This window comes from Acidimicrobiales bacterium (assembly GCA_035531755.1).
GTDB lineage: Bacteria > Actinomycetota > Acidimicrobiia > Acidimicrobiales > UBA8190 > DATKSK01.
Map to the genome: position 1 here is coordinate 74,330 of DATKSK010000003.1, position 21,674 is coordinate 96,003.

A 21,674-nucleotide genomic window follows, 5' to 3' on the forward strand; every position below is an offset into this window, starting at 1 on the left:
GGGGCACGCGGCGCGCGCCCACCCGGAATCCGGGTGACGGCCGGTGAGGGTCAGCCTGGTCGGGTCGACCGGGTCCATCGGCACCCAGGCCGTCGAGGTCCTGTCCACCGAGCCCGAGCGCTTCGAGGTGACCGGGCTGGCGGCGGGCTCCGCCGTCGAGGCCCTCGCCGCCCAGGCGCGCCGGCTGCGACCCGAGGTGGTGGCCATCGGCGACCCCACCCTGGCCCGGGCGTTGTCGGCCGCGGTGCCGCCCGGGACCGAGGTGCTCGTCGGGCCCGAGGGCCTGGCCGAGGTGGCCCGCCGCGGTGACGTCGTCGTCAACGCCGTGGTCGGCTTCGCCGGCCTGCCCGTCACCCTGGCGGCGCTCGAGGCGGGGCGGCGGCTGGCGCTCGCCAACAAGGAGTCCCTCATCGCCGGCGCCCCCGTGGTGGCCCGGGCCCGGCGCACCCCCGGAGCGGAGATCGTCCCCGTGGACTCCGAGCACTGCGCGCTCCACCAGTGCCTGCGGGCCGGGAACGGGCCCGACGAGGTGGCCCGCCTGGTGCTGACGGCCAGCGGGGGGCCCTTCCGGGGGCGGACGCGCGCCGAGCTGGCGGGGGTGTGCGTGGACGAGGCCCTGGCCCATCCGACCTGGAAGATGGGCCCGAAGATCACCGTGGACTCGTCCACCTTGATGAACAAGGGGCTCGAGGTCATCGAGGCCCACGAGCTGTTCGGGATCGGCTACGACCGGATCGCGGTGATTATCCACCCCCAGTCGGTCGTACACTCGATGGTGGAGTTCATCGACGGATCGACTGTGGCGCAACTATCCGAGCCCGACATGCGACTGCCGATCGGGTACGCGCTCGGCTACCCCGAACGCCTCCACCACCCCTTCGGTGCCATCGACTGGTCGGCGTTGGGGCGGCTCGACTTCGAGCAGCCCGACCGGCAGGTCTTCGCGTGCCTGGACCTGGCCGAGCAGGCGGGCCGGGCGGGAGGGCTGGCGCCGGCCTGGCTCAGCGGCGGCAACGAGGTCGCCGTGGCCGCCTTCCTCGCCGGCCGCATCGGCTGGGGCGCCATCGCCGAGGTCGTGGCCGACACGCTGGACGCCTGCGACCAGGTGCCCGTGGCCGACGCCGCCGACGTGGTGGAGGCGGACCGGCGGGCCCGCGAGTGCGCCGAGCGCTCGGTGCGACGACGCGAGCGGGCCGCGTGAGCAGCCCCCCCGTCGGCACCGCCCACCCCGACCGCACCCCGCGCCCCACCCCGCCCGCCCGCCCCCACCGGGCCGTGCCCGCGCCCGCACCGGACCAGCGTCCGGCGGTGGCCCGGCTGGTGGCCGTGGTGGTGGCGCTGGTCGTGCTGGCCGTGGTCACCCACACCACGGCGGTCCTCGTCGTCGTGGTGGCGCTGATCGTCATGATCATGCTGCACGAGCTCGGCCACCTCCTCACGGCCAAGTGGGGCCACATGAAGGTCACCGAGTACTTCCTCGGCTTCGGGCCCCGCCTGTGGTCGATCCGGCGCGGCGAGACCGAGTACGGGATCAAGGCCATCCCGGCCGGGGGGTACGTGAAGATCCTCGGCATGACCAGCGCCGAGGAGGTCGACCCCGCCGACGAGCCGCGTACCTACCGCCAGCAGCCCTTCCACAACCGGCTGCTCGTCGCCGTGGCGGGCTCCGCCATGCACGGGGTCATGGCGCTGCTGCTGCTGTGGGGACTCGCCGTGTTCGTCGGGGTGCCGCAGGCCGATGCCGTCGCCGTGACCGGCTATTCGGCCATCGGCCACAGCGCCGACCCGGCGCGCGCCGCGGGCATCCGACCCGGGGACGTCGTGGTGAGCGTGGCTGGCAGGGCCGTGCATTCGCCCCAGGACCTGCAGCGCGTCATCTCGCACAGCGCGGGCCGATCGGTGACGGTGGTGGTGGAGCGCCACGGCCGGCGCCGCAGCCTCGACGTGACCCCGCAGGCCGACCCGGCGGTGAAGGGCGCCAACGGGCGCATCGGCGTCGTCATCGCCAATCCCGTGGCGACGAGCAACCCGGCGGTGGGGGTCGTGCGCGCCGGGCAGATGTTGGCCCGGGACGTGTCCCTCTCCTTCCAGGGCATCGGCCAGACGTTCTCGGCGAGCGGGATCGCCAGCTACTTCCACGACCTGACCAACGCCCATGCCGCCGACCAGGCGGCCCGGACCGGCGACCGCGTCTCCTCGATCTACGGCGCGGCCCGTTTCGCCGTGCAGGGGGCGCGGGCGGGCGCCTACTGGCTCATCAACGTCCTGGTCCTGATCATCGTGTTCGTCGGGATCCTGAACCTGTTCCCGATGCTGCCCCTCGACGGGGGCCACGTGCTCATCGCCGTGTACGAGCGCATCCGCAGCCGGCGCGGCCGCATGTACCACGCGGACGTCAACAAGCTCGCACCCGTCGCCTACGCGTTCGTCCTGCTGCTCGGGTTCATCGTCCTGTCGTCGCTGTACCTCGACATCACGCACCCCATCAAGAACCCGTTCCAGTAGGCCCGGACCCGTGTCCCCCGTACCGCCCGACGTGTTCCCAGCAGACAGGGAGACCACCTGATGGCCCGCCAGACCCAGGTCGCCGCCGTCCGCCGCACCACCCGGCAGATCCACGTGGGAACGGTCGCCGTCGGCGGCGGGGCACCGATCTCGGTGCAGTCGATGACCACCACCAAGACGGCGGACGTGGAGGGCACGCTGGCGCAGATCTACGCCCTGGCGGCGGCCGGCGCCGACATCGTGCGGTGCACGTGCAACGAGCAGCAGGCCGCCGAGGGGCTCGCCCACATGGTGCCGCGCTCACCGGTCCCCCTGATCGCCGACATCCACTTCCACCACGAGATGGCGCTGGCCGCGCTCGAGGCCGGCGTCCAGGGACTGCGGCTCAACCCCGGGAACCTCCGCAAGGAGGCCGAGATCAAGCAGGTCGCCCAGGAGGCGAAGGACCGCGGCGTGCCCATCCGGATCGGGGTGAACGCGGGGTCGCTGCACCCCGAGCTCTACAAGCGCTTCGGCGGCGCCACCCCCGAGGCCCTGGTGGAGTCGGCGCGCATGGAGCTCGCCTACTTCGACGAGGTGGGGTTCGACGACGTGAAGATCTCGGTGAAGGCGTCGTCGGTGCCGCTCATGATCGCTGCCTACCGCCTGGCCGCGGAGACGTTCGACCACCCGCTCCACCTCGGGGTCACCGAGGCGGGCCCGCCCCCCGCCGGCCTGGTGAAAGGGACGGCGGGCATCGGCACCCTGCTGGCCGAGGGGATCGGCGACACCATCCGCTACTCGCTCACCGCCGACCCGGTCGAGGAGGTCCGCGCCGGGCGTCAGCTGCTCGAGGCGTTGGGGCTGCGCGAGCGCAAGAACGTCGACCTCATCGCCTGCCCGTCGTGCGGGCGCGCCGAGATCGACGTGATCGGCGTGGCCCGGGCCGCGCAGGAGGCGCTCGAGTCGCGGGAGCTGCCCATCCAGGTGGCGGTGATGGGCTGCGTGGTGAACGGCCCCGGTGAGGCGCGCGAGGCGGATCTCGGCATCGCGGCGGGACGGCACCGCGGCCACCTGTTCATCAAGGGGAAGATCGTCAGGGTCGTCCCCGAGGCCGACATGGTGGCTGCCCTGGTGGAAGAGGCCGAGAAGCTCGTGGCCGAAGGGGTCGACGCCCGTCTGGCGGCCGCCGACGCCGGAGCCGAGGCCGAGGCCGAGGCCGATCGGCGGAGCCTGCTCGAGTCCAAGGGCGCCGACGCCAACCACAGCGCCCAGAAGGTCGAGCTCATCCGGCGGACGGTCGACGAGGAGCGCGAGCGTCAGTAGGCGCGGCCCACCACGGCCACGAGCTCGGCGTCGTCGGAGCCCTCGCCGGGGCCCGGCAGCGTGCCGTCGGGCCGCATCAGGAGGCGCACCGACATGCCGGCGTCGTTGAGCCGGGACTCGCCATCCGCGCCGAGCGCGGTCGCCGGGACCACGGCGAAGCCGGTGCGTGCCGCCTCCTCGGCGTCCCCGAGCGTGGTCACCTCCAACGTCGCCTGGCGCCGGCGCTCGGTGGCCTCGGCGAGCAGGGCGGCCTGGGCGGCGTCGAGCGCGGCGCGCACCGCCACCTCGAGCCCCCCCAGCGCGACCTTGTCCTTGGTGCCCGTGTCGCGGCGCACGAGCACGGCTTCGCCGGCGTCGAGCTCGCGCGGGCCGACCTCGACGCGCACCGGGACGCCCTTCAGCTCCCAGTCGACCACCCGGCGCCCGAACGACGTGTCGGTCCGGCCGTCGAGCTGGACGCGTAATCCGGCCTCCGACAGCCCGGCCGCCATGGCCGCCGCCTTGTCGCCCGCGCCGTCCTCGTCGCGGACGAGGAGGACCACGACCTGCACGGGCGCGAGCCGCGGGGGGACGCGCAGGCCGTCGTCGTCGCCGTGCGCCATCACCAGCGCGCCCATGAGGCGGGTGGAGGCCCCCCACGACGTCTGCCAGACGTTGACCTCGGTCCCCGTCTCGTCGAGGAAGGCGGTGCCGAAGGCCCGGGAGAAGTTCTGGCCGAGCTCGTGGCTCGTGCCCATCTGCAGCGCCTTGCCGTCGCGCATCATGGCCTCGCACGTCCAGGTGGCGGTGGCCCCGGAGAAGCGCTCGCGTTCGGTCTTGCGGCCCATCAGGATGGGGATGGCGAGGACGTTCACCATGAAGTCCTCGTAGACGTCGCGCATGATCCTGAGCGCGAACTCCCGCGCCTCGCCCTCGGTGGCGTGCGCGGTGTGCCCTTCCTGCCACAGGAACTCGGTGGTCCGCAGGAAGAGGCGGGGGCGCAGCTCCCAGCGCACGACGTTGGCCCACTGGTTGATGAGCAGCGGCAGGTCCCGGTAGCTCTGGATCCACTTGGCGAAGTAGGCGTTGACGATGGTCTCGCTGGTGGGGCGCACGACGACCGGCTCGTCGAGCTCCTTGCCACCACCGTGCGTCACGACGGCGAGCTCGGGGCTGAACCCCTCGACGTGGGCGGCCTCCTTGTGGAGGTAGCTCTCGGGGATGAACAGCGGGAAGTACGCGTTCGAGACGCCGGCGTCCTTGATGCGGGCGTCGATCTCGGCCTGCATGCGCTCCCAGATGGCGTACCCGTACGGTCTGATCACCATGGTCCCGCGGACGGGGCCGTTGTCGGCCAGCTCCGCCTTCGCCAGGACGTCCTGGTACCACTGGGGGAAGTCGTCAGCCTGTGCGGTGAGGACGCGTGCGCGTGGCATGGCGCAGGATGCTACGGCCTCGGGCAGGCGCCCGAGGCCGGTGAGGGCTCAGCGACCGTCGTCCCCGGCGCGTGGGGGACTGTGCCGGGCGTCATGGACGATGCGCCGGCCCGACACGAACTCGGGGCGGATCGCCACCACGTGCTCGCGGGGGCCCGGCGCCCAGGGCCGCACGGGCAGGTGCTCGGCGCGCGCCAGCAGGGCGGGGTCCCTGATCTCGTCGGCCAGCCCGACCACCAGGACGCTCCACCCCTCGTGGTAGAGGGGGTCGATGTCGTCGACCTCGAAGGCGACGACGGCGTTGTGAACGGCCGCGTCGAGCTTGGTCCCCGACCCTGTCCGGAAGACGACCGTCCCGTCGAGCAACCCGTAGTTCACGGGGAACACGGCCGGGACGGCCCCGATCGACACCGCCACCCGGCCCACGCCGCGGTCGCCGATCAGCGCGAGGCATTCGTCTTCGTCGAGGGGGGCGATGCCCTCGTCGAACATCGGCGGCATGTCCCCAGACTGGGCGCTGGCCGCGGTGGCGTCATAGGGGCCAAGGTCACGAACCCCGGGCGGGTTCGGCGCGCCGTCGCCGGGATCGGGCTCCCGCGGTGCTGGCCCCCGGGGTCGGGACGTCGGGCACGGTCGGGCTCCGTCCGACCGCGGCCCGGGCTCGTCCCGCCACGGGCGGGCATCGTCGAGGCCCGGTGGGGCCCGGCGGTGCCGCCCGACCGGTGGCCGTCGGGTCCCGTCGACGGGGTGTCGGGGCCGTGTTCGGCGCCGAGGGGCGCGCGAGGCTGGCTGGTATACTTCCTCCGCCGTTCGAACCGGGTGGAGATGTGCGTCGAAGCGTGGGCGGGCAGCCCACGCTTTTGCTTTCACAGCCGGTGCGGGTCGGCGACGGTGTGACGCTGGAGGGACCGAGGGAGGTGGACGACAAGGTGGAAGACGAGCTCACCGAACTGCTCGCGTCCACCGTCGAGCCCCTGGGCCTCGAGCTCGTCGAGGTCGACCGCCGCGCCGGCTCGGTGCGCGTCGTGGTGGACCGGCCCGGTGGCGCCGATCTCGAAGCCCTGGCCGAGGCCACACGGGCCGTGTCCGTCGTGCTCGACGACCACGACCCGTTCCCGGGACGGCGCTACACCCTCGAGGTGTCGAGCCCCGGCGTGGAGCGGCCGTTGCGGACCCCGGCCCAATTCGCCCGTGCCGTCGGTGAGAAGGTGAGCGTGCGCACCGTCGCCGGCGGCCAGGGGGAGCGCCGCGTCACGGGGCGGCTGACGGCCGTCGACGAGGACGGCTTCGTCCTACAGGGCGAGGACCTGCCGGACGGCGAGCGCCGCCTCGGCTACGCGGAGGTCGAGCGGGCGCGCACGGTCTTCGACTGGGGAACGTCGTCCCGCCCGGGCGGCCCGGGGCGCGCGCCGCGCCAGGCTGCCCGAGCGCCGCGGGCGGCCGGGAGGAAGAAGGTGGCGACGCCATGAGCAAGGCCAACTTCGAGTTCCTCGACGCCTTGGGCCAGATCGCACGCGACAAGGGGATCTCGGTCGAGACCCTCCTCGACGCCCTGGCCAACGCGCTGGTCGCCGCCTACAAGCGGCGCCCGGGGGCGGCCGAGGAGGCCGTCGTCACCGTCGACCCCGAGTCGGGTGAGATCCGTGTCTACGGGCAGGAGCTCGACGAGGACGGCAACGTCATCCGTGAGTGGGACGACACGCCCGACGACTTCGGCCGCATCGCCGCCCAGACCGCCAAGCAGGTCATCTTCCAGCGCATCCGGGAGGCCGAGCGCGACCTGAAGTACGAGGAGTACGCCGGGCGCGAGGGCGACATCGTCACGGGCATCGTGCAGCAGACCGACAACCGCTACACGCTCCTCGACCTGGGCAAGGTGGAGGCGCTGCTGCCCCAGGCGGAGCAGGTCCCCTACGAGCGCTACGAGCACGGCGCGCGCCTGAAGGCGTACATCGTGGAGGTCCGCAAGACGACCAAGGGCCCCCAGATCGTGGTGAGCAGGAGCCACCCCGGGCTGGTCAAGCGCCTCTTCGAGCTCGAGGTACCGGAGATCTCCTCCGGTGTGGTGGAGATCAGGGCGGCGGCGCGCGAGCCCGGACACCGGACGAAGATCGCCGTGTGGTCCAACGACCCGAACGTCGACCCCGTCGGGGCGTGCGTCGGCGCCCGGGGCTCGCGGGTCCGCATGGTGACCAACGAGCTGCGCGGCGAGCGCATCGACGTCGTGCCCTTTGCCGACGACCCGGTCGAGTTCATCCAGGCCGCGCTGCAGCCGGCGCGCGTGCGCGAGGTCCGTCTCGACGACGAGACCGGGACCGCCACCGTGGTCGTGAGCGACTACCAGCTGTCGCTGGCCATCGGCAAGGAGGGCCAGAACGCCCGCCTGGCGGCCCGGCTCACCGGCTGGCGGGTCGACATCAAGAGCGAGACCCAGCTCGCCGAGGAAGAGGCGGGGTACGGCGAGGAATGGGCGGAAGGGGAGTGGGTCGAGAACGAGGCCGGGGAGATGGTGTGGCAGCCGGCCGAGGGCGGCGAGGCCGTGTCCGCGACGGAGTGGTCCCGCGCCGCGGCGGGTGGCGGCCCGGACGCGCCCCCCTCCCCGGGGGAGGAGCCCAAGGCCGAGGAGCCCAAGGCCGAAGAGCCCAAGGCCGAGGAGCCCAAGGCCGAGGAGCCGGTGCCCGACGCCGACGCGACCGAGGAGAAGCCCGACGAGTCGGTGCAGGACGAGCAGAAGCCGGACGACGAGCCGGAGCGCACGGCATAGCGCCGCTCCGCACCTGTGTGGGCTGTCGGCGGACAGCCCCGCCGGAGTCGCTCGTCCGCCTGCGGCGGCGGGCCGACGGCGGGCTGGCGGTCGGGCCGGGCCCCGGACGGGGCGCCTGGCTGTGTCGGGGTTCACCCTCGTGCGTGGACCAGGCGCAGCGGCGCGGGGCGTTCGGGCGGGCGTTGCGGGCGGACGTGGTGCCTGCGGCCGTCGAAGGCCTCCGTAGGCTGGTGGAAAGCACCGCGCCCTCCGGCGAGGGCGGTGCCCATGTGTGCGAGGATGGTGGGTCGGGCCGGAGTGCCGGCCCATCTCCGAACGAGGAAGAAGGACTGTAGGAGCCCTTGCCGAAGAAGATCCGCGTCTACGAGTTGGCCCGTGAGCTCGGCCTGTCGAACAAAGAGGCACTCGACCTCTGCGTGTCGTTGGGCATCGGGGTGAAGAGCCACTCGTCCTCGATCGAGGACGCTCAGGCCGATCGCGTCCGTCGCAAGGCCGACAGCGAGGGGCTTCGCCGCGCCGTGCAACCGGAGGAGCCGGAGGAGCCCAAGCCGGCCCGCCCGACCTCCTCGCGTCCCGCGCCCGACGAGGACCGGGCCGTCCCGCCGGCCGGCCCGTCCACGGGCACCGCGGGGCCCCCGCCGCCCCCGCGCCAGCGCCTCGTGACCAGCCGTCCGGCCAGTGAGGTCTCCCTACCGCCGCCGCCGTCGTCCGCCCGCCCGACGCCCCCGCCGGCCCGCCCGGTACCGCCGCGTACGGCCCCGCCCTCGGTGGCCCCGTTGGCGCCGGCCGCCGCCCAGGCGCCGCCCCGCCCGGCACCCGCACCAGCGGCACCAGCGGCACCCACGGCACCAGCGGCACCAGCGGCACCAGCGGCACCAGCGGCACCAGCGGCACCAGCGGCACGGCCGCCGATGAGCTCGTCGGGACGGCCCATCCCACCCCCACCCGGGCCCCCCCGGTCGAACTCGGGACGGCCTATCCCGCCGCCCCCGGGCCGGCGGGCGCCGGCCGGCAGTCCGCGCCCCGGCGGCGGTCCCGGTGGTGGCGGGCGCCCCGGCATGGGCGGTCCGCGCCCCGGCGGCGGCCCGCCCGGTCGCGGAGGTGTCGGTGCAGGAGGGTTCGGCGGCCGCGGCGGTCCGGGTGGTGCGGGAGGGTTCGGCGGCCGCCCCGGCGGGGGGCCGCCCCCGCCCGGCCTGCGCGGTGGGCCCGGTGGGCGGGGTCGACCCCCGCAGCGCCGGCCCCGACGCCGGCGGCGCAATCTCGAGGAGCTCGAGCCCACCCAGCTCACCACCTACACGCCGTCGAACGCCCCGGTCCCCGATTCCGAGGTCATCGTGGAGCGGGGGTTGACCCCGCGCGAGCTCGGGCCCAAGCTCAACCGGTCGGCCGGTGACGTCATCCGCTTCCTGTTCCTGCAGGGAGAGGTGGTCACCGCCACCCAGTCACTGAGCGACGACATGATCGAGCTGTTCGCGGCCGAGATCGGGGCCCGGATCCGGCTCGTCGACCCCGGTGAGGAGCAGGAGGCCGAGCTCCAGGCGAAGTACTTCGAGGAGGAAGAAGAAGAGCGCGAGGAGGACCTCCGGCCCCGGCCACCGGTGGTGACGGTGATGGGCCACGTCGACCACGGCAAGACGCTCCTGCTCGACCGCATCCGCTCCGCCAACGTGGTGGCGGGGGAGGCCGGCGGGATCACCCAGCACATCGGGGCGTACCAGGCGGAGGCGGGCGGGCGCCGCATCACGTTCATCGACACGCCGGGCCACCAGGCGTTCACCGCCATGCGGGCGCGCGGTGCCGAGGTGACCGACATCGTCGTGCTCGTGGTGGCGGCCGACGACGGGGTCATGCCCCAGACCGTGGAGGCCATCGACCACGCGCGGGCGGCCGACGTTCCCATCGTCGTGGCCGTGAACAAGATCGACCGGGCGGACGCCAACGTCGACCGGGTGCTCCAGCAGTTGTCGGAGCGCGGCCTCACTCCCGAGGCGTGGGGCGGCGACACCATCGTGTGCGAGGTGTCGGCCCTGCAGGGGACCGGCATCGACGACCTGCTCGAGCACCTGCTGGTGGTCGCCGACCTCGAGGAGCTCCAGGCGAGCCCCGAAGCCCGCGGCCGCGGCGTGGTGCTGGAGGCCAACCTCGAGTCGGGGCGCGGCCCCGTCGCCACCGTCATCGTGCAGAGCGGGACGCTGCGCGTGGGCGACCCGGTCGTCGCCGGCGCGGCGTGGGGCAAGGTGAAGGCCCTCATCGACGACCACGGCGACCAGGTGAAGGAGGCCCCGCCGTCCACGCCCGTGCAGGTGCTGGGGTTCTCAGAGCCCCCGGCCGCCGGCGACGAGTTCCGGGTCACATCCGACCAGACGACGGCCCGCACCATCGGCGAGGCCCGGGAGCGCCGCTACCGGGTGGCGGGGCACGCACCGTCACCGACCGCCCCCGGGGCCAAGCTCGAGGACCTGTTCGAGCAGATCCAACGGGGCGAGGCGGCGACGCTCAACCTGATCCTGAAGGCCGACGTCCAGGGCACGCTCGAGGCCATCACCGACAGCCTGCGCAAGCTGGAGCGGCCGGACGTCAAGCTGAGCTTCGTGCACCGCGGTGTCGGAGGGATCACCGAATACGACGTCCAGCTGGCGGTGGCGTCGAACGCCACCATCATCGGCTTCAACGTCCGACCCGACCGGCGGGCACGCGAGATGGCCGGCGAGCGGGGCGTGGGCATCCGGACCTACGAGGTGATCTACAAGCTGCTCGAGGACATCGAAGCGGCCATGGTGGGCATGCTCACCCCGGAGTTCGAGGAGGTCGTCACCGGCGAGGCCGAGGTGCGCGAGGTCTTCCGTGTCCCCCGGGTGGGCGCGGTGGCGGGCTGCTTCGTCCGCGATGGCGTGATCACCCGTGGCTCGAAGGTCCGGTTCCTGCGTGAGGGCGTGGTGATCTGGAAGGGGTCGATCACCTCGCTGCGCCGGTTCAAGGAGGACGTGCGCGAGGTGCAGGCCGGGTTCGAGTGCGGTATCGGGCTGTCGGACTTCCAAGACCTGCACGGCGGCGACATCATCGAGACCTTCGAGGAGCGGGAGATCCCCCGCACCTGAGCGGGCGGGCCCGGTCGCCGTGCCGGGCGGCCGGCGGCGCGGCGCACCCGCCGGCGGGCCCCGTGCCCGCCCGGCGTCCCGGACGAGGCCTTGGCCCCAGAGGAGGAGGTGCAGTGGCCGGACGCCGGCGCGAGAGCAGGGCCGCCGCGGCGTACCCGCGCACGGCGCGCGTGAACGAGGTCCTGCGCGAGGTGGTGGCCGAGGCGATCGAGCGCCTGGCGGACCACGACGAGCGCCTCCGGCTCGTCACCGTGACCGCGGTGGACACCGCACCGGACCTCTCGCACGCCACCGTGTACCTGAGCTCGCTGCCGTCACCCGCCCTGGAGGCCCTGACCGAGCAGCGTCGATCGCTGCAGAGCGCCATCGGGCGCCAGGTGCGCATGAAGCGCACGCCGCAGCTCGGGTTCGAGCCGGACCCCGCCGTCGCCCACGGGCTGCGGGTGGAGGAGATCCTCCGTACCATCCGTCGCACCCCCGACGACGCGGCCCCCGACGACGCTGCCCCCGACGACGCGGCCCCCGGCGACGCGGCCCCCGGCGAGCGGGAGGACCGTGGCGCCGGGTAGGGCCGGGGGCGGCGCCGAGACGATCGGCATGGTGGTGGTCGACAAGGAGGCCGGGTGGACCTCGCACGACGCCGTCGCCCGTTGCCGGCGCATCTTCGGCCAACGCCGAGTGGGCCACGCCGGCACGCTCGACCCCGACGCCACCGGCGTGCTGCTCGTGGGGCTGGGCCGCTTCACGCGCATGCTGCGCTTCCTGGGGGGCCTGTCCAAGTCGTACGAGGGTGAGGTCGTGCTGGGCCGCGCCACGAGCACGCTCGACGCGTCGGGCGATGTCACCGGGACGTGGGACATGGCGGGCGTGACCTTGCAGCAAGCACGTGCGGCGGCATCGTCGCTCACGGGCGTGGTCGCGCAGGTCCCACCGATGGTGTCGGCCCGAAAGGTGGGCGGCCGACGCCTGCACGAGTTGGCCCGGGCCGGCATCGAGGTGGAGCGCGAGGCCCGGCCCGTCACGGTGGAGCGCTTCGACGTGTCGCCGTCGGCGGCGGGCGACCCCGGCGTGTTCCGCATCCAGGTCGACTGCTCGTCGGGGACCTACATCCGCGTGCTGGCCGCCGACCTCGGGACGGCACTCGGAGGTGGCGCCCATTTGCGCAACCTCCGACGGACCGGCATCGGGTCGTTCGGGGTGCAGGAGGCGCACACCCTCGACGCCCTCAGCCCCGCGCACGTGCTGCGTCCCGCCCAGGCCCTGCGCGACCTGGTCCAGGTGGAGGTGGACGTGGCCGTGGCGCGCTCGGTCTCGCACGGACTCGCCCTCGACCGCGTGTCGCTGGGGGCCTCCGGCGACGGGCCCTGGGCGCTGGTCGACGGGCGCGGTGACCTGCTGGCGGTGTACGAGGCCACCGGCACCGACCGCATCGTGGCGGCGTGCGTCCTCGCCGGTAGCGGCTGAGCACAGGCGGGCCCGGCCGCCCCCGCCGGGCGGTGCCGCTCACCCGGCGCGCGGCGAGTGACGCTCGACGACGACCGCCACCCATCGGGGCGGCAGACGGGCACAGGTAACCTCGTCGCCATGGAGGTGGTCGTCGGCCCCGAGCACTGCACACCGCCCGACAGCGGCTCGGCCGTGACGATCGGTGCCTACGACGGCGTGCACCTCGGGCACCGCCACCTCCTCGCCGAGCTCCGGAGGAGGGCGGCGCCCCCGCGGTTGACCAGCACCGTCGTGACCTTCGACCGCCACCCCGCCACGGTGGTCCGACCGCAGTCGGCGCCGCTGCTGCTCACCGACCTCGACCAGAAGCTCGAGCTCCTGGCGTCGACCGGCGTCGACCGCACCGTGGTGGTCCCCTTCGACGAGGCGCGGGCGGCCGAGACGGCGGAGGACTTCGTCCGCGAAGTGCTGGTCGGTGCCCTCGGCGCCCGCCTGGTGGTGGTGGGCGCGGACTTCCACTTCGGGCACCGGCGCGCCGGCAACGTGGCCCTGCTCGGCGAGATGGGGGCGCGGCACGGGTTCGAGGTCGTCGGGTTCCCGCTCGAGCACGACGCGGCCCGCCGGGCCGTGTCCTCCACCCGCATCCGCCAGCTCCTCGCCGACGGTGACGTGGCCGGGGCGGCCGAGCTGCTCGGCCGCCCCCACCAGGTGCGCGGCCTCGTGGTGCACGGCGACGGCCGTGGGGGCCCCGAGCTCGGCTACCCGACGGCCAACGTGACCCTGCCCGACGAGCTGGCCCGGCCGGGCGAGGGGATCTACGCCTGCTGGTACGAGCGGCCCGACGGCTCGGTCCACCCCGCGGCGGTGTCGCTGGGGCGGCGCCCGACGTTCCACGCCGCCGGGAGCCCGGTGCTCGAGGCCTTCCTGCTCGATTTCGACGGGGACCTGTACGCCGAGCCCGCCCGGGTCTCCTTCGTGGCCAGGCTGCGCGAGGAGCGGCGGTTCGACTCCACCGAGGCCCTCGTCCGCCAGATGAACGACGATGTCGCCGCCGCCCGGGCGGCCCTCACCACGGCGTCGCGCTGATCGCCGGGGGCCGCTCCCGGGCGCCCGGCGTCGCCCACCCGTCGTCGCCCGGGCGTCGGGGTGGCCGTCCTGCTAGAGTAGGTGCCCAGCCGGGACGCCGTCCCGGTCGGATCCGGGCCGGGGCGGCCGAGCATCGACGCCCGACCGCCCCCGAGTAATTCCGAGGTCGTTTCCCCCCACCATGGCTGAGAAGTCCGCGACGATCGCCGAACATCGCCTGCACGAGACCGACACAGGCTCGCCCGAGGTGCAGATCGCGCTCCTGACCGAGCGCATCACCCTGCTCACCGAGCACCTGAAGGTCCACAAGGGCGACCATCACACCCGGCGAGGGTTGATGAAGATCATCGGCCGTCGGCGCAGGCTGCTCGACTACGTGCGGGACAACGACGTCGAGCGCTACCGGTCGATCATCGGAAGGCTCGGCATCCGTCGCTAGGCGGTACCGGTCCCGGGTCGGCCGTCGGCCGGGCGGGGACCATCTCGGGTGGGATGGACCCATCCGGGCAGAGGGCGGACCGCCCGCCCGATCCAGATGGACCAGGACACCTGGCCAGCAGTCAGCTGCCAGTCGCCGGTCACCTGCGCCACCTTGCACCACCGTCGACCGCGCACCGCGGCCGGGACGGCGGGCAGCGGCGAGCGGGAGGTGGTCGACCACTGGGAACTGGCGTGGCGGTGTCCTCGAGCAAACGAGGAGACCCATGGCGGACGCCATCACCGTGTCGGCCCCCATCAGCGGGACCGACCGTACCTTTTCCATCGAGACGGGCAAGCTCGCCCTGCAGGCCGACGGCGCCGTCCTCGGCCGCATCGGCGACACCATGGTGCTCGTCACGGCCACCGCGGCGCGAGGCGCGCGGGAGGGGGCCGACTTCTTCCCCCTGACCGTCGACATCGAGGAGCGCATGTACGCGGCCGGGAAGATCCCCGGCTCCTTCTTCCGCCGGGAGGGGAGGGCGACCGACCAGGCCATCCTCACGTGCCGGCTGATCGACCGACCCCTGCGGCCGTCGTTCCCCGAGGGGTTCCGCAACGAGGTGCACGTGGTGGGGACGATCGTCGCCGCCGACCTCGTCAACCCCCACGACGTCCTGGCCATCAACTGCGCGTCGGCCGCCCTCATGCTGTCGGGCATCCCGTTCGACGGCCCCATCGGCGCGGTGCGCGTGGCGTGGTCGACCGAGGGCCAGTGGGTCCCGCACGCCACCTACCAGGAGGGCGACGCCTCGTGCTTCGAGCTGGTCGTGGCCGGGCGCGCCCTGTCGGACGAGCCCAATGCCGAGATCGCCATCATGATGGTGGAGGCCGGCGGTACCGAGGACTCCTGGCAGTACTTCGAGGCCGGGGCGCCCAAGGTGACCGAGGAGGTCCTCGCCGACGGGCTCCAGGCCGCCAAGACGTGGATCCGGGAGTCCATCGAGCTCCAGCGCGAGCTGGTGGCGAAGGCCGGCGCCAAGCCGACCATCTCCTACGACCTCTTCACCGACTACGGCAGCGACGTCTTCGAGCGCGTGGCGGCGGTGGGAGCCGACGCCGTGACCAAGGCGAACACCATCACGGAGAAGGCCGATCGCAACGCGGCGATCGACGCCGCCACGACCTCGATCATCGCCGAGCTGGCCCCCGAGTTCCCCGACCGCGAGCGCGAGATCAAGGCGGCGGTGCGGTCGTTCACCAAGAAGCTCGTGCGACGACGGATCGTCGAGGAGGGGATCCGCATCGACGGCCGGGGCACCGCCGACATCCGCTCGCTGTCGGCGGAGGTCGGCCTCCTGCCCACGGCGCACGGCTCGGCGCTGTTCCAGCGCGGTGAGACCCAGGTCCTCAACGTGACGACGCTGGGCATGCCGCGCATGAACCAGCTCCTCGACACCATCGGGACCGACGAGCACAAGCGGTACATGCACCACTACAACTTCCCGCCCTACTCGACCGGCGAGACCGGGTTCATGCGGGGCCCGAAGCGCCGCGAGATCGGCCACGGGCTCCTGGCGGAGCGGGCGCTGCTGCCGGTGGTGCCCTCCGAGGAGGAATTCCCCTACACGCTCCGGCTCGTGTCCGACGTGCTGTCGTCGAACGGTTCGACCTCGATGGCGTCGGTGTGCGGCTCGTCGCTGTCGCTCATGGACGCCGGCGTCCCGATCAAGGCGCCGGTGGCGGGCATCGCCATGGGCCTCGTGTACGACGAGGGCACCTACGTCACCCTGACCGACATCCTCGGGGCGGAGGACGCCTTCGGGGACATGGACTTCAAGGTGGCCGGCACGCACGACACGGTGACCGCCCTGCAACTGGACACGAAGATCGACGGGCTCCCCGCCGACGTGCTGGCCAAGGCCCTGCACCAGGCGCGTGACGCCCGGCTCCGCATCCTCGAGGTCATGGCGGGCGCCATCGCCGAGCCCCGTGCCGAGGTCTCGGACAACGCGCCCAAGATCGTGTCGTTCCAGATCCCGGTGGACCGCATCGGCGAGGTCATCGGGCCGAAGGGGAAGGTCATCAACGCCCTGCAGGCCGAGACCGGCACCGACATCGCGGTGGACGACGACGGCATGTACGGCATCGTCACCATCGGCGCCAAGGACGGCGGGGCCGTCTCCGAGGCCAAGCGCAGGATCTTCCTCATCGTCGATCCCCCGGAGGCCGAGGTGGGCGCGACGTACCCGGGCAAGGTGGTCAACATCACCAAGTTCGGCGCCTTCGTGAACATCCTCCCCGGCAGGGACGGGCTGTTGCACATCTCGAAGATCGGCGGTGGCAAGCGCGTCGACCGCGTGGAGGACGTGCTCTCGCTGGGCCAGGACCTCGAGGTGAAGGTCGACGACATCGACCCGCAGGGCAAGGTGTCGCTCTCCCTGGTGGGCGAGCCCCCGGCACCCTCGGGTGGCAACGGCGCCTCGGCCTCCTCCGGCGGCGGGTCGCGCGGCTCGGAGGGCCGGTCGCGCGGCGGTGACGGCGGGTCGCGCGGCTCGGAGGGCGGATCGCGCGGCGGTGACGGCGGGTCGCGCCCGCCGGTGGCGTCGTTCGAGGCCGCCTTCGAGGCCGAGCTCGTGAACGAACTGGGGAACCTCGGTCCCGGGCCCGCCACGGGTGGCGGCGACCGGGGCGGGGACCGCGGCGGCGACCGGGGCGGCGACCGGGGCGGCGACCGGGGCCGTGGCCGGTCCCGCGGCCCGCGTCGGCGGTGAGCCCCGCGGGCGCCGCCCGCGCGACGCCGACGGCCCGGCCGGGGTCATCCCGGCCGGCCGCGTCGTGAGGGCGCCGGCACCCGGTCGGGGATCGGGCGGGTGATCTGCGCCGAGGTGCTCGGGTGCGGCGCGCGGCTCGTGACCGAGCCGATGGCGGAGGCCCGCTCGGTCACCGTCGGCGTGTGGGTGGGGACGGGGTCGCGCGACGAGGACGCCCCCCGCGCCGGCGCGTCACACTTCCTGGAGCACCTGTTGTTCAAGGGGACGGCCACCTGGAGCGCGGAGGCCATCGCAGAGTCGGTCGACGAGGTCGGCGGCGATATGAACGCCTTCACGACCAAGGAGTACACGGCCTTCTACATCCGCCTGCTGGCCGAGCACCTCCCGCTCGGGCTCGACGTGCTGAGTGCCATCATGACGGCCCCCGCGCTTCGGGCCGAGGACGTCGAGGCCGAGCGCCAGGTCATCCTGGACGAGATCCTCATGCACGCCGACGAGCCCGCCGACTTCGCCGCCGAGCAGTGCACGGCGGCGATGTTCCCCGAGCATCCGCTCGGCCGCGAGGTCCTGGGGACCGCCGACAGCGTGGCGTCGCTCGACCGCGCCGAGATCCACCGGTTCTTCGACACCCACTACCGGGCCGGCAACCTCGTGGTGGCGGCTGCCGGTGACGTCGACCACGCGCACATCGCCGGCGAGGTCGAGCGGCGTTTCGCCGACCGGACCGGCGGGTCCTCGCCCGAGCGCGCCGCCCCGCTCGCCGCCGGCGAGCCCCTGGCCGTGCACCGCCGCGCCACCGAGCAAGTCCACCTGGTGGTGGGCATGCGCTGCCCCGGTCGACACTCGCCCGAGCGGTGGCCGCTGGCCGTGCTCAACCACGCCCTCGGCGGCGGGATCTCGAGCCGGCTGTTCCAGGAGGTGCGCGAGCGCCGCGGGCTGGCGTACTCGATCTGGTCGGAACGGACGCACTACGACGACGTCGGCACCCTGACGGTGAGCGTCGGCACCGCGCCCGAGCACGCCCGCGAGGTGCTGGCGCTCGTGCACGGTGAGCTCGACCGCATGGGAGCGGGGGGCATCACGCCCCGCGAGCTGGCGGTGGCCCAGGGCCACCTCCGGGCCGAGACGCTCCTGTCGCTGGAAGACTCGGGCGCGCGCATGAGCCGCATCGGGGCCAGCCTGTTGCTGCACGGGCGGGTGATGGAGGTCGACGAGGTGCTGGCCAAGGTGGAGGCCGTCACCGTGGACGACGTGGCGGCGGTGGCCGCCGACCTGGCGGGGGAGGCCCGGACGCTGTCGGTCGTGGGCCCCTTCGACCCCGACGGGTCCTGACCCCGTCGGCTCTGCGGCTTTCGCCACCCCTGTCGGCTTCGCCGGCACCGTCGTCGGTGCGTCGGGTCGCCGTCCCGGCGCGTCGCCGTCCCGGCGCGTCGCCGTCCCGGCGCGTCGACAGGTGATCCACCGCCGGTAGGGTTGGCCCGATGGTGCGCGTGGGTGTGCTCGGCGCAGGGGGGCGCATGGGGCGCGAGGTGTGCCACGCCATCACCGACGACCCCGAACTGGAGCTGGTGGCGGCCGTCGACCCCCGACTGGCCGGCATCGACCTGCGTCAGGTGACCGGGGTCGACGTCGGGGGCCTCCAGGTGGCGAGCGGCGTGGAGGCCCTCGAGCGGGCCGGTGCCCAGGTGGCCGTCGACTTCACCGTGGCCGACGCCGCGGTCGGGCACATGCGCTGGTGCGCGGCGAACGGCGTCCACGCCGTGGTGGGGACCACCGGCATCGGCGAGCAGGTGCTCGGCGAGCTCCGGGCGGCGTTCGAGGGCTCGAGCGCCAACTGCGTGGTCGCCGCCAACTTCGCCATCGGGGCGGTCCTCATGATGCGGTTCGCCGAGCTGGCGGCGCCGTTCATGGACGGGGCCGAGATCGTGGAGCTCCACCACGACGGCAAGCTCGACGCGCCGTCCGGCACCGCCCTGCACACCGCCGAACGGGTGGCCGACGCACGCGAGGCCGCCGGTGCGGCCCCGTGGCCGGGGGACCGCACCAAGTCGGAGGTGGTGGCCGGGGCACGCGGCGGGGAGGGCCCCGGTGGGGTGCGCATCCACTCCATCCGCCTGCCGGGTCTGGTGGCCCACCAGGAAGTGATCCTGAGCGCCGTCGGGCAGAGCCTCACCATCCGGCACGACGCCTACGACCGCTCCTCGTTCATGCCGGGGATGGTCCTGGCGGTCAAGGCCGTGGCCGGCCGGCCGGGCCTCACCGTCGGGCTCGACACCCTCCTCGGATTCTGAGGGTACGGCGGTAGCCTGGGCCGGTGGACGGGCCCCGCCAACGCATCCTCGAGGCCACCTACGCATGCGTGGCGCGCTGGGGCCTCGCCAAGACGACGGTGGAGGACGCCGCGCGCGAGGCCGGGCTGTCGCGGGCGACGGTGTACCGGTACTTCCCCGGCGGCCGTGACGAGCTCGTCGACGCCGTGGTGTCGTGGCAGTACCTCCTCTTCTTCGGTCGCCTCTACGAGGAGGTGCACGGCGCCACCTCGCTCGAGGAGGTGCTCGAGCGAGGCCTCGTCTTCGCCCGGCGGTCGCTGCTCGCGCACGAGGTGCTCCAGAAGGTGCTCGAGACCGAGCCCGACGTCCTGATGCCCAAGCTCACCGTGGAGTCCAACCGGACGGTGGGGCTGATCAGCGGGTTCCTCGTCCCCTACCTGCACGAGCACGGCATGGCCGACGGCGTGGACGCCCACGCGGCCGCCGACTTCGTGGCCCGCATGATCCTGTCCTACATCTCGTCGCCCGGTCACTGGGACCTGGCGGACCCCGAGCAGGTGTCGGCCCTGGTGCGCGGTGAATTGCTCGCCGGCGTCGTGGCGGAGCCGAAGCCCGTCGCCGGCTGACCATCCCGCCGGCGGTGCCCGCCAGGCACGGGGGGCATTGACAATGAGACACGCCGGGCCATATTGTCTCGTCGTGGGCGTGCCGCGGCTCGAGTTGGTGCATGGGACGAGCCGCGCCGTCGCCGCCCCCGCCCCGCCCCCGCCGCCCGCCCGCGTGCGTGTCATCGACGGCGCCCTGGCGTGCATCGCCCGCCAGGGCGTGGCCAAGACCACCCTCGACGACGTGGCCCGGCAGGCCGGGTGCAGCCGGGCCACCGTCTACCGGGTGTTCCCCGGCGGCAAGGACGCCGTGCTCGGCGCCGTCGTCGACACCGAGGTGGCGCGTTTCTTCAGTGCGCTGGCGGTGCGCATGGGTGCGGCCACCGACCTCGAGGACGTGCTGGTGGCCGGGATGACCGAGGCCGCCGCCCGGATCACGGCGCACCCCGCTCTCGACCATCTCCTCCGGCACGAGCCGGAGCTCGTCCTGTCGCAGCTCGCATTCGCCCGCATGGACGACGTGCTCGCCGTCACCTGCGCGTTCACGACACCGTTCCTCGGTCGCTGGCTCGACCAGGGAGAGACCCGTCGTGTGGCCGAATGGGCGGCGCGCATCGTGGTGTCGTACCTGCTGTGCCCGGCCGACGGCGTCGACCTCACCGACACCGGGCAGGTCCGCCGCCTGGTTCGCACCTTCGTGTTGCCCGGCATCCGGGCACTGTCGCCGCGCGCCTTCGAGAGCGCGCCGGCGGGCGAGGCCCATCGGTCCGTCCACCGGTCCGTCCACCGATCCGAATCCAGCAGCAAGGGGGAAGCGTCATGACGCAGGAGATGCGCGACACGGCCGACATCATCGGACGCGACGACATCAACGATCTCGAGGCGATCCTCTCGGTCGTGAACACCGATGCCGACGAGGCGATGCACGGCGTGCACTCGGTGTACGACACCATCTTCACCTGGGACTACGAGAAGGGTCAGCGGCCCAAGCTCGAGAAGCTCTACGAGAAGGCCAAGCGGGCGCAGTGGAACGGCCAGACGGACCTCCCCTGGGAGACAGACGTCGACCAGGAGGCCCTGGTGGTGGCCAACGCCGCGGCCAACGGCGGGTTCGGCGAAGGCTTCGACGTGTCGGGGACCTCGCTGGCGCGGTGGGGCGAGCGTGAATGGATCCAGTTCGGCGTGGAGAGCCAGAACTGGACGCTGTCGCAGTTCATGCACGGCGAGCAGGGCGCGCTGGTGTGCACCGCCAAGATCGTGGAGTCGGTTCCCTGGATCGACGCCAAGTACTACGCCGCGACCCAGGTCATGGACGAAGCGCGCCACGTCGAGGTGTTCGCCAAGTACCTCGACGACAAGCTGTCGGGCCACTACCCGATCAACGCCCACCTGCGGATGCTGCTCGACGACATCATCGCCGACAGCCGGTGGGACATGACCTACCTCGGCATGCAGATCATGGTCGAGGGCCTCGCTCTGGCGGCGTTCGGCTTCATGCACCAGATGACGACCGAGCCGCTGCTCAAGCAGCTGCTGCGCTACGTCATGTCGGACGAGTCGCGCCATGTCGCCTTCGGGGTGCTGAGCCTCCAGGAGTACTACCAGCAGCTGAGCGCGGCCGAGATCCGCGAGCGCCAGGAGTTCGCCTTCGAGGCGGCCGTCCGGATGCGCGACCGCTTCCTCCAGCAAGAGGTCTGGAACCGCATGGGTGTCAACCCCAAGGAGATCGTCCCGCTGCTGATGCAGGTCCCCGAACGCCAGGTCTTCCAGTCGCTGCTGTTCTCCAAGATCGTGCCGAACTGCAAGAAGCTGGGCCTGCTCGACGCTGCCGACGGCTGGCTGCGCGAGCGCTTCACCGAGCTGGGCGTCATCGCCTTCGAGGACTGGGCCGACACGGGTGAGGAGTACGACAGCCTGCAGGCCACCCCCGCCACCGACGCCGTCGCCTCGTAGCCTCCCGGCGGGGGCGCCGGGCGCCGGGCCGGGGCG

At 73.3% G+C, this 21,674-nt stretch carries 18 protein-coding genes; 16 read left to right on the forward strand and 2 right to left on the reverse strand.

Translation table 11 applies throughout. The annotated features are described in order from the left end of the window. The first annotated feature begins 43 nt into the window (after window positions 1–43). Genes dxr through ispG form a run of 3 tightly spaced genes read left to right on the forward strand, consistent with a single transcriptional unit; the run spans window position 44 to window position 3,810 of the window. Complete coding sequence (dxr, locus tag VMV22_00770) at window positions 44–1,201, forward strand: 1-deoxy-D-xylulose-5-phosphate reductoisomerase (GenBank protein HUY20849.1); 1,158 nt, start codon at window positions 44–46, stop codon at window positions 1,199–1,201. Then, a complete protein-coding gene (locus VMV22_00775; protein HUY20850.1) occupies window positions 1,198–2,505 on the forward strand; it encodes an RIP metalloprotease in 1,308 nt (435 codons plus the stop codon). Before dxr ends, VMV22_00775 begins: the two co-directional genes overlap by 4 nt. A 60-nt stretch (window positions 2,506–2,565) precedes the next feature. Beyond that, entirely contained in the window at window positions 2,566–3,810 is a 1,245-nt protein-coding gene (gene ispG / locus VMV22_00780) for a flavodoxin-dependent (E)-4-hydroxy-3-methylbut-2-enyl-diphosphate synthase (protein ID HUY20851.1), read from the forward strand. On the opposite strand, the gene proS is transcribed toward ispG, so the two are convergent. Both proS and VMV22_00790 read right to left on the reverse strand, forming a co-directional pair. Then, the gene (gene proS, locus VMV22_00785; GenBank protein HUY20852.1) at window positions 3,804–5,225 is read right to left on the reverse strand and encodes a proline--tRNA ligase; all 1,422 of its coding nucleotides are present in this window, start codon (window positions 5,223–5,225) and stop codon (window positions 3,804–3,806) included. The two genes, ispG and proS, sit on opposite strands and share 7 nt — an antisense overlap. Before the next feature lie 48 nt (window positions 5,226–5,273). Beyond that, on the reverse strand, window positions 5,274–5,726 hold the full coding sequence (locus VMV22_00790) for a pyridoxamine 5'-phosphate oxidase family protein (protein ID HUY20853.1): 453 nt from the start codon (window positions 5,724–5,726) through the stop codon (window positions 5,274–5,276). Between the two features lie 416 nt (window positions 5,727–6,142). On the opposite strand from VMV22_00790, the gene rimP reads away from it, so the two are divergent. The 13 genes from rimP to VMV22_00855 all read left to right on the forward strand — a co-directional run bounded on the left by rimP (window position 6,143) and on the right by VMV22_00855 (window position 21,638). Then, window positions 6,143–6,694 carry a ribosome maturation factor RimP gene (gene rimP, locus VMV22_00795; GenBank protein ID HUY20854.1) on the forward strand — a complete coding sequence of 184 codons (552 nt, stop codon included), beginning with the start codon at window positions 6,143–6,145 and terminating at the stop codon, window positions 6,692–6,694. After that, window positions 6,691–7,989, forward strand: a complete 1,299-nt coding sequence (nusA, locus tag VMV22_00800) for a transcription termination factor NusA (GenBank protein HUY20855.1) — start codon at window positions 6,691–6,693, stop codon at window positions 7,987–7,989. The genes rimP and nusA overlap by 4 nt, the downstream gene beginning before the upstream one ends. 341 nt (window positions 7,990–8,330) lie before the next feature. Next, on the forward strand, window positions 8,331–11,087 hold the full coding sequence (gene infB / locus VMV22_00805; protein ID HUY20856.1) for a translation initiation factor IF-2: 2,757 nt from the start codon (window positions 8,331–8,333) through the stop codon (window positions 11,085–11,087). A gap of 113 nt (window positions 11,088–11,200) precedes the next feature. Further along, a complete protein-coding gene (gene rbfA, locus VMV22_00810) occupies window positions 11,201–11,656 on the forward strand; it encodes a 30S ribosome-binding factor RbfA (protein HUY20857.1) in 456 nt (151 codons plus the stop codon). Beyond that, the gene (gene truB, locus VMV22_00815; protein ID HUY20858.1) at window positions 11,643–12,551 is read left to right on the forward strand and encodes a tRNA pseudouridine(55) synthase TruB; all 909 of its coding nucleotides are present in this window, start codon (window positions 11,643–11,645) and stop codon (window positions 12,549–12,551) included. Before rbfA ends, truB begins: the two co-directional genes overlap by 14 nt. A gap of 120 nt (window positions 12,552–12,671) precedes the next feature. Next, a complete protein-coding gene (locus VMV22_00820) occupies window positions 12,672–13,619 on the forward strand; it encodes a bifunctional riboflavin kinase/FAD synthetase (protein HUY20859.1) in 948 nt (315 codons plus the stop codon). Window positions 13,620–13,800: 181 nt separating this feature from the next. Further along, the gene (gene rpsO, locus VMV22_00825) at window positions 13,801–14,058 is read left to right on the forward strand and encodes a 30S ribosomal protein S15 (protein ID HUY20860.1); all 258 of its coding nucleotides are present in this window, start codon (window positions 13,801–13,803) and stop codon (window positions 14,056–14,058) included. Between the two features lie 265 nt (window positions 14,059–14,323). After that, window positions 14,324–16,810, forward strand: a complete 2,487-nt coding sequence (locus VMV22_00830; protein HUY20861.1) for a polyribonucleotide nucleotidyltransferase — start codon at window positions 14,324–14,326, stop codon at window positions 16,808–16,810. A gap of 99 nt (window positions 16,811–16,909) precedes the next feature. Further along, window positions 16,910–18,142, forward strand: coding sequence for a pitrilysin family protein (locus tag VMV22_00835; protein ID HUY20862.1), 1,233 nt, complete (start codon window positions 16,910–16,912; stop codon window positions 18,140–18,142). A gap of 149 nt (window positions 18,143–18,291) precedes the next feature. Next, a complete protein-coding gene (dapB, locus tag VMV22_00840) occupies window positions 18,292–19,101 on the forward strand; it encodes a 4-hydroxy-tetrahydrodipicolinate reductase (protein HUY20863.1) in 810 nt (269 codons plus the stop codon). Between the two features lie 23 nt (window positions 19,102–19,124). Then, complete coding sequence (locus VMV22_00845) at window positions 19,125–19,706, forward strand: TetR/AcrR family transcriptional regulator (GenBank protein HUY20864.1); 582 nt, start codon at window positions 19,125–19,127, stop codon at window positions 19,704–19,706. Window positions 19,707–19,779: 73 nt separating this feature from the next. Further along, window positions 19,780–20,508, forward strand: coding sequence for a helix-turn-helix domain-containing protein (locus VMV22_00850; protein HUY20865.1), 729 nt, complete (start codon window positions 19,780–19,782; stop codon window positions 20,506–20,508). After that, complete coding sequence (locus tag VMV22_00855) at window positions 20,505–21,638, forward strand: ferritin-like domain-containing protein (GenBank protein ID HUY20866.1); 1,134 nt, start codon at window positions 20,505–20,507, stop codon at window positions 21,636–21,638. Before VMV22_00850 ends, VMV22_00855 begins: the two co-directional genes overlap by 4 nt. Window positions 21,639–21,674 lie beyond the last annotated feature (36 nt).